Source organism: Deltaproteobacteria bacterium, assembly GCA_019308995.1.
Lineage (GTDB): Bacteria > Desulfobacterota > Desulfarculia > Adiutricales > JAFDHD01 > JAFDHD01.
In genome coordinates, this window is the sequence record JAFDHD010000122.1 from 1 (window position 1) to 8,561 (window position 8,561).

9 protein-coding genes are annotated in these 8,561 nt (G+C 50.8%); all 9 read left to right on the forward strand.

Annotation, left to right across the window (positions count from 1 at the left end):
• Positions 1-1,128: FAD-dependent oxidoreductase (locus tag JRI95_14765; protein MBW2062804.1), on the forward strand; the 1,128-nt coding region annotated here is incomplete at its 5' end.
• A gap of 19 nt (positions 1,129-1,147) precedes the next feature.
• The gene (locus JRI95_14770; GenBank protein ID MBW2062805.1) at positions 1,148-2,323 is read left to right on the forward strand and encodes a 2-oxoglutarate ferredoxin oxidoreductase subunit alpha; all 1,176 of its coding nucleotides are present in this window, start codon (positions 1,148-1,150) and stop codon (positions 2,321-2,323) included.
• A 2-nt stretch (positions 2,324-2,325) separates the two neighbouring features.
• Entirely contained in the window at positions 2,326-3,174 is an 849-nt protein-coding gene (locus tag JRI95_14775; protein MBW2062806.1) for a 2-oxoglutarate ferredoxin oxidoreductase subunit beta, read from the forward strand.
• Entirely contained in the window at positions 3,171-3,704 is a 534-nt protein-coding gene (locus tag JRI95_14780; GenBank protein ID MBW2062807.1) for a 2-oxoacid:acceptor oxidoreductase family protein, read from the forward strand. The genes JRI95_14775 and JRI95_14780 overlap by 4 nt, the downstream gene beginning before the upstream one ends.
• 61 nt (positions 3,705-3,765) lie before the next feature.
• A complete protein-coding gene (locus JRI95_14785) occupies positions 3,766-5,280 on the forward strand; it encodes an AMP-binding protein (protein ID MBW2062808.1) in 1,515 nt (504 codons plus the stop codon).
• Between the two features lie 143 nt (positions 5,281-5,423).
• Complete coding sequence (locus tag JRI95_14790; protein ID MBW2062809.1) at positions 5,424-6,134, forward strand: GntR family transcriptional regulator; 711 nt, start codon at positions 5,424-5,426, stop codon at positions 6,132-6,134.
• Positions 6,135-6,222: 88 nt separating this feature from the next.
• Positions 6,223-6,366: a hypothetical protein gene (locus JRI95_14795; GenBank protein MBW2062810.1), complete on the forward strand. Its 144-nt coding sequence runs from the start codon at positions 6,223-6,225 to the stop codon at positions 6,364-6,366.
• Positions 6,367-6,368: 2 nt separating this feature from the next.
• Positions 6,369-7,736, forward strand: a complete 1,368-nt coding sequence (locus JRI95_14800; GenBank protein ID MBW2062811.1) for an aminotransferase class III-fold pyridoxal phosphate-dependent enzyme — start codon at positions 6,369-6,371, stop codon at positions 7,734-7,736.
• A gap of 177 nt (positions 7,737-7,913) precedes the next feature.
• A partial coding sequence (locus tag JRI95_14805) for an ABC transporter substrate-binding protein (GenBank protein ID MBW2062812.1) occupies positions 7,914-8,561 on the forward strand: 648 nt, incomplete at its 3' end.

Consider the following 8,561-nt stretch of genomic DNA (forward strand, 5'->3'; position numbering starts at 1 on the left):
ACTAGCATTGGAAAAGACCTCACTCTGGATCAGTTGAAAAATGATCATGACGTAATCTTTGTGGCCAGCGGCGCCAACGGGAGCGCAAAGATTGCCTTAGAGGGCGCTGAAAAAGGGGGCGTCCTGTGGGGCCTTGATTTTTTGCAGGACGTTGGACAAGGAAAATCGTTTGATTTCAAAGGGGATGTTATTGTGGTCGGCGGTGGAAACGTCGCTATTGACGTTGCTTTGACGGCCGGGAGAATGGGAGCCGTTAATGTACATCTCTTCTGTCTGGAGAACAGAGAAGAAATGCCTGCTCATAAATGGGAAATTGCCCGGGCCGAGGAAGAGGGAGTGCTGATTTATAATTCCTACGGGCCGAAGAAGATTTTCGGAGAGGACACCGCTACCGGGCTCGGACTGATAAAATGCACTTCTGTTTTTGATGAAGCCGGCAACTTTAACCCCACCTATGATGAAGAGATTACCTATAAGAAGGAGGCGCATCATATCATCCTGGCCGTGGGTCAGACTGCGGACCTTGGATTTCTAAAAGGGCGCGATGATATCAAGGTCAATAAAGCAGGAATCGAGGTCAACGAAAAAGACCTGTCCACGGGTGAGCCCGGGGTCTTTGCCGGTGGGGATGTGGTGAGCGGCCCGGAGTCAATAATCGCCGCCATAGCTCTGGGGAGGAGAGCTGCTATCAGCATTGATGAGTATCTGGGCGGCGACGGCGATATAACTGAAACTCTGGCTAGCCCTGAAGGTGAGGTTCTTTTGCCAGAGATCATTGGGGAAGCGCAGCCTCGAAACGATATGGCTCTTTTGAAGCCTTGGGAAAGAGTCTTCGGCTTTGATCAGGTGGAATTGCCTCTGACGGATGAGCAGATTGAGGCTGAAGCGAGCCGTTGTTTAGACTGTGACGCGCGTCAGTTCGAGGTTGTTTTGAACATGGAGTACTGTAAAGAATGCGGTTATTGTGCGGAGGTCTGCGGGGTGGATGTCTTTGCCCCTGCCGATTTCTTTAACGCCAAGGGTTATCGTCCCATGGAGTGCCAGTCTGCGGACTGGTGTGTGGGTTGCTTCAAGTGTTTTTTCGCCTGTCCTGATTTTGCGATTGATGTTCAAGAAGTAACCGCGTGAAAGGTAGGAGGATTCAAATATGAAAAGATATTTAGAAACAGGAAATTTTGCGATCACCGAAGCTGCGATTCTGGCCGGATGCAGGTTCTTCGCGGGGTATCCGATCACGCCGGCCACTGAATTGGCCGAGGCTATGAGCCAGCGCCTGCCGCAGGTTGGCGGTATCTATCTCCAGGCTGAGGACGAGTGCGCGGCTATGCACATGTGCATCGGCGCCTCCCTGGGCGGTTACAAGGCTATGACGGCCACGTCCGGCCCCGGCTTCATCCTGTATGCGGACCCCTATGGCTGGGCTTTAGGCTGCGAAACCCCGCTGGTAATTCTTAATTCAGGCCGGGTCGGCCCTGTAAGTGGCATTACTGGAGCTCCGGGGCAAGGAGAGTTTTACCTGACACGTTATCCCACGCAAGGCGGGAATTTTGAATCCATCTGCCTGGCGCCCAATTCCGCTCAGGAAGTCATGGCCATGACCGTTGAGGCCTTTTATTTGGCTGAAAGATTCCGCATGCCAGTGACCGTGCTGGCGGATCAACTCATTACTGACGGCTTCGAGGACATCAGCGTGCCTGAAAATGAGGATGAAATGAAGGAAATGGGCTTTAGAGTCTGGCCCAGGAAGATACACCAAGGACCTGACTTCTATCCGGCCACGGATGAGATTGATATCCCGCCCGTGGTCCTTGGCCATAATACCGGCGCTTTATGCTCGGACTGGACACCGACTGAAGAGGGATACGATATAGAGGAGGTCGAGGCTCATCATAAACATGCTTTTCGGTTGATTTACAAGGTCCGTAATCACAGGGAGCTTTTCAGCCATCATAATGAAAAAAAATTCATGGGTGATGATCCTGATCTCATAGTGGTGTCCTATGGGACACCGTCACGTGTGGTCAACACGGCAGTGGCTAAAGCGAGAGAGCAGGGGCTGAAGGTCGGGGCCCTGCGCTTAATCAATCTGTGGCCTTTCCCGGATGAGCTTTTTAACCAGAAGGCCAAGTACCTGGCGGTGGAGCTTAACTGGGACGGTGAACTTGTTCGCGAGGTCCAGCGGGCGGCTCCCGATGATTCGAAGGTTCATTTTTTAGGGACCTGCGGAGATCTGCCCACCATTGCGGATTTGATTGAGACCTGTGAGAAAATATTGAAAAACGAGCCCCTTGCTCGCAAGGGCTGGGTGTTGGAGGCCTGGTAGTCATGCAATACAAATCGAGTGAACTTACATCCAAGTATTTACGTTCCCGTAAGATTCCCAGTACGGCCTGCACCGGCTGCGGACTGGGCATCAACCATAAGATCGTAGTGCAGGCCATTGCCGAACTCGGGCTTGAAGTGGCTGATATTGTTTGGGGCACATCAATAGGCTGTGCCGGCCGGCAGACATTCGCCACCTGGAAAGGCGATGGATTCGCGGGCACCCATGGCCGGGTCTACGCCATTGCCAGGGGGCTCCGCATCGCTCTGCCACCGGAGAAAAAAATCATTTTAACAGTGGGCGACGGAGACGCCTTTGCTATCGGCTTAAATCACCTCATCCATGCCGCTCGATCGAATACTGATATGACGGTCATTGTCAATGATAACCTCGGGTATCAATCAACCGGCGGACAGTATGGCTGGACCACGCCCCAGGGAAGTAAGACGGACAGCAGTCCCTATGGCATGTTTGAGCAGAACTTAATGAGCAGCGGGATGGACGTTATGAAGATCCTCAAAGGAGCCGGCGCGACCTTTCTCGCCCGCCACGTGCCCATGGATGGAGCATGGGCTGTGGCAAGCGTAAAAAAGGGAATTCAAAATCGAGGGTTCTCTCTCATCCACATGCCTTTTCCCTGCCCCACCAATTTTGCTTCAAGGGAACTCGGGTCCAGGGATCCGGTAAACATCTACCGGTGGTTTAAAGAGCATGCCGCGCCTTTAGGCCAAGAAAAGGAGAGTACCATCTGGGCTACCGGCATATGGCACGATGCCAGTAACACGCGGCCTGAGTTCTCTCAGTTGGTCCATGAGACAGTCGAAAAAATCAGGAGGACGGGAAGCATATGAAAGATAGAATTGAAATAGTGGCCAGCGGGTTTGGCGGACAGGGAGTGGTCAGGCTTGGCCAGATAATCGGAGAAACAGCCGTCAAGCAAGGGCTGCACGTAAGTATGCTCAAAAGCCACGGTACAGAGATGCGCGGCGGATACGTCAGGAGCCAGGTAGTGATATCAAAAAATCTCATTGACAGCCCGATGTGTGAATCTCCGGACTACTTTGTGGCTTTATCCAGCGCGGCCTATAAACGATTTAAAGATACGGTCCCAGATCACAGCGTCATTCTTTATGATCCTGCGTTTGTGGATGAAATAGATCAAGGCCTGCCTTGTTCCCAGCAGGCGCTTCCGGCCAAGGACCTTTCTATTAAAAACTTTGATAATGCGCTTTTTGCCAATTCGGTGGTCCTTGGATTTATCGCCAGGCTTATCGCTGAATTAGACAAAGACCTTGTTCTTCAAAGCCTTTTAGGGATTATCCCAAAATTCCATGAGCAAAATAAAGAAGCCTTTCAGATTGGATATGACTACACGGGTTGATCCACTTGCTGAGAAGTAAAACTAGGCCTGGATGAAAGAGGAAGTGCTGAAAGCGACTCACATGCGTACTATCAGAAATATTATTGATGGCAAAGCGAAACTAGAGCCGAACAAGGCTTTTATGATCGCCCCTGAACCTGGCTTAACCTTGACATACGGGCAATTGAAGGAGGCTTGTACGAGTTTTGGGAAGCAGCTCATGAACCTGGGCCTGTTGAAGGGCGATAAGGTCTCTTTCATGATGACTAATGGGCGCCAGGCAGTCAAAATCTTTCTGGGTTCCATGTATTCCGGTTTCGTTATCGCGCCCATCAATTTAATGGCTCAACCTTCCATGCTCAGGTATGTGCTTGAGCATTCGGACACCAAAATAGTTTTTTTCACCCGGGATCAAAAAAGCAAACTTGACTCAGCAGCAGGCAAGGTTAAGAGGGAAATTGCCTTGATTGAAATTGATAACGATGCGGAAGCTCTTTTTGATTCACCTCTAGGCTTGCCCGATTTTACTCTTCCGGAAGTCACCGCGGAGGATGAGGCCTTATTGCTCTATACTTCCGGTACAACCGGGTTGCCTAAAGGTTCGGTTCTTTCTCATAAAAACCTGGTTGCCGGAGGGCGCAACACAATGATGGCCCACCAGCTGACGCCTGAAGACAGGGCGCTTTGTTCCTTGCCTCTCTATCATATTAACGGTGAAGTGGTTACGGTAATCGCGCCTCTGTTGAGTGGAGGTAGTGTGGTCATGCCGCACAAATTCAGCAGATCCAACTTCTGGGAGCTAATCTCAAAATACCACTGTACATGGTTCAGCATCGTGCCCACGATTATTTCCTATCTTTATCATGGTGCCACTGTAAAGGGGAGAAGCCTGAACCTCGACCAAATCCGCTTTGGCCGCTCGGCTTCCTCTCCGTTGCCTCCCGCGCTCCAAAAGAGCTTTGAGGAAAAATTCAAGATACCCATTATTGAGACCATGGGTTTGACTGAGACGGCTGCCCCGGTTTTTTCCAATCCCATTGATCCTTCCAAGAGGAAATATGGCTCTCCTGGAATCGCTGTCGGAAACGAGGTCAAGATAGTTGATAAGGCCGGTCGTGAGGTGTCGCGAGGCGCCGAGGGTGAGATCATGGTTCGGGGTGATAATGTCATGAAAGGGTACTATAAAGACCCAGGTCCGACCGCAAAAGCTATCGAACCGAATGGATGGCTTCACACAGGCGATTTGGGCCGCATGGATGAGGACGGATTCGTTTTTGTTACCGGTAGGATTAAAGAACTTATAATTAAAGCCGGGGAAAATGTTGCCCCTAAGGAAATAGACACTGTTCTTTATCAACATCCCGCGGTGCTGGACGCTGCGGCGGTTGGCATTCCGGATAAAGATTATGGGGAGGAAATCATGGCCTGCGTGGTTTCAAAGCCAGGAATTAATATAACCGAAGAGGAGCTGCGGAACCATTGTCTCAAGCACCTTGGTGAGTTTAAGACTCCTAAAAAGATTAAATTTTTCGATGAGCTTCCTAAAGGCCCCTCAGGAAAAATTCAGCGGTTAAAGTTGCGTGAAGCTTTTGGATAGTTCCTTAGAGACATGGACCCTTACTGTTTTCAAAAAATCACTTAAGGCTACACTTCCATCATCCGGCTGGATACATCATGTTTAACAGCCATTGAAATATATTGTTGGGCATACAATAAATGAAATAAAAATGCAGGGTAGTTATGGATAAGCCAGGTCAAATGAATGAATTGGGATTGAAAATCAATCAAATAGAAGCTCCGGCCAGTCTCGGGGAAATGGCCTATGAGGCGCTTAAGGAAAGTTTGTTGAATATGGACTTTTCTGAATTACCAAACAATGGGCGTCTTGATGAAAGGGTCCTGGCTACGAGCTTGGGGGTGAGCCGCACCCCGTTGAGAGAAGCCATCCACCGCCTGGTGTCCGAGGGATTCCTTAAGGTCGTGCCTCGGAAAGGGGTTTACATCGTTAAACTATCCAAACAGGAGGTCATCGAGATACTACTGGTCCGCGCGGTCCTGGAGGGGATGGCTGTTCGTTTGGCCACGGAATACGTGACTGAAAAAGATATTGAGAAGATGAAAAAATTATTTTCATCCTTCAAGCCCTCGACCGTGAAAAACCAATCTCTGAAGTATTCCGAGGCCAATATCAAATTTCACGAACTTGTACTCCAGACATGCCAACATGGGAAATTAATAGAGCTGGCGAATAACCTTAACAACCAGATTCGGTGGATTCGTTTCCGCACGGCCGCTTATGACGAACGTCACCGCAACACCCTGAAGGAGCATCTAAATATCATCAAAGCCATTGAGAATAAAAATCCGGATTTAGCGGAGAAGCAAATGAGACAGCACATTGAGGGTCTGGCTAAATATCTGGACGAGAAGGTGGAGTCTTTAGATTGGTAAAAAACAGGTTCATCGCTTCCATGAGCCTTGGCCTGCTCGATCTTAAAATTTTTCCTGTTGTAATTGTTACTCTTTGTGAGAAAGTGTGATGAGGCATATTATCTTCGATCAAGAGAAATGTGTGGGCTGCCAGATTTGTCGACTGGTTTGTTCCGGCGTTTGGAGTAAAGCCTTCAACCCTTTGAACGCGAATATTCAGAAGAAAATAAATGAAAAAACTGTAAGGAGTTAGAAATGATCGATTTAAAAAATATGCCAGCCACAAAAGCAGACCTGGATCAATATGAAGTGGATCACGTTTTTCACTCCTGGTCTTTTCAGCCCGGCGCCGCTCCCAAGAGGGTCGTGTCGGCCAAGGGGTTGCGCTTTACGGACGAGGATGGCCGGGAATTCCTGGATTTCAGCTCCTGCTTTGTAAGCCATAGCATCGGCCATCAGGACCGGCGCGTCGTGGACGCCGTGTGTGAGCAGGCCAAAACCCTCTGCTCCTTCGCCCCTGTCTTCTCGACCAGGCCCAGGGCCCTTCTAGCCAGAATTCTAGCCGAGGTTACCCCCGGCGACCTTTCACGCAGCTTCCTCACCCTCGGTGGCACAGAAGCGAACGAGGCGGCTGTTAAAATTTGCCACCAGTATACCGGACGTCGAAAGATACTGGCGCGCTACCGGTCTTATCATGGCGCCACCGCAGCGGCCATGACCCTTTCCGCGGGGGACCCTCGAAATTGGGCCCAAACCCTTGGCGGGACGGAATGGGTCTCAGTTCCCCAGCCATACTGTTATCGCTGCATGTTCGGCCAGAAATACCCCGAATGCGACCTCAGGTGCGTTAAATACATTGACGAGGTCATCGAACTTGAGGGTGGGAGTGAAAAGGTGGCTGGTATCATCTTTGAGCCTGTTACAGGGGCCAATGGCATCATCTTGCCTCCGGATGAATATTTTCCGACCTTGAGACAGGTCTGCGACAAATGGGGAATTTTGATGATTGCCGATGAGGTCATGAGTGGGTTTGGGCGTACTGGGAGGTGGTTTGCCATGGATCACTGGGGGGTTGTCCCTGACATCATGTCCATGGCTAAAGGAATCACCTGCGGATATGTCCCGCTGGGCGCGACTATCGTGAGGCGGCGCATTGGCGACCGGTTCAAAGAGCAGTTTTTCAGTCATGGGGCTACTTATGCGGGTCACGCGCTTGCATGCGCCACAGCCGTGAGGGTCATCCAGGTGTACCAGGAGGACGGACTGATTGAGAACTCGGAGAAGATGGGAAAGTACCTCCTTGAAAGGGCTTTGGAGCTCAAAGATAAGCATCCTTGTATTGGGGATGTGCGTGGACTGGGGCTTTTCGTGGGTCTTGAACTTGTGAAAAACCGTAAGACCAGGGAGCCGCTGGTTCCTCTCAAGGCAAAGATAACACCGGGTATGAATCCCAAGCTGGCCGTGGCGCAAAAGCTGGTCGAACTGGGGATGATCGCCATGGCGGCCAACCCGTCGAACGTCATTGCCATGGCGCCGGCCCTGATCGTCAAGCAGGATGAGATCAACGAAGGCGTCTCCATCATGGATAAGGCCCTTGCAGAAGCGGACGCTTTTGTGGAATAAGCAGACCTCTGGTCATGGTCAGGGGAGAAGGTTTTCACTTAACGATAAACCGCTTATATTTATGCGGCCCTTAATCCAAGGCTACCCAGGGGGGAGCTAAAGAGGGGCCCTGGCAATAACCATTTTAAAGACAAGGAGGGACTTATGAAAACCATCTTTAAAATCTGGGGTGGGTTCATGCTGTTACTTGTTGTTACCTTGATGATTGTTAACATTGGATATGCAGACACACCCAAAAGAGGCGGCGATCTTATCGCAGGTGATCCGAGCTTCCCGAGACACTTCAACTCAGCCGTACAATCAGGGCTGGCCACCGCCACGCCAGCCGCGCAGCTTTTTGCGTCCCTGCTGGAGTTCGACGACAGGTGGCGGCCGGTCCCGTATCTCGCTAAAAGCTGGGAGGTGTCCGATGGCGGTCTCACTTTTACCTTCCACCTGGTCGAGAACGCCTCTTTTCACGATGGCAAGCCCATCACTTCCGAAGACGTTGCTTTTTCGTTCGGAGTGGTTAAAAAGAACCACCCCTTCGGGAAGGCCATGTTCTCGGCGGTGGACCGCGTGGAGACGCCTGACCCGCACACCGCTGTGTTCAAGTTGAGCAAACCTCATCCAGCCCTGTTAATGTGCCTTTCTCCTCCGCTCCTGCCTGTTCTCCCCAAACATGTTTACGGTGATGGACGGAGAATCCGCAGGCACCCGGCCAATAAAAAACCAGTCGGATCGGGGCCGTTCAAGTTTGTCCAGTTCAAGGAGGGCGAGTTCTATATGTTTGAACGGTATGATAATTTTTTTAGACCCGGCCGGCCTTATCTCGACCGGTTTATC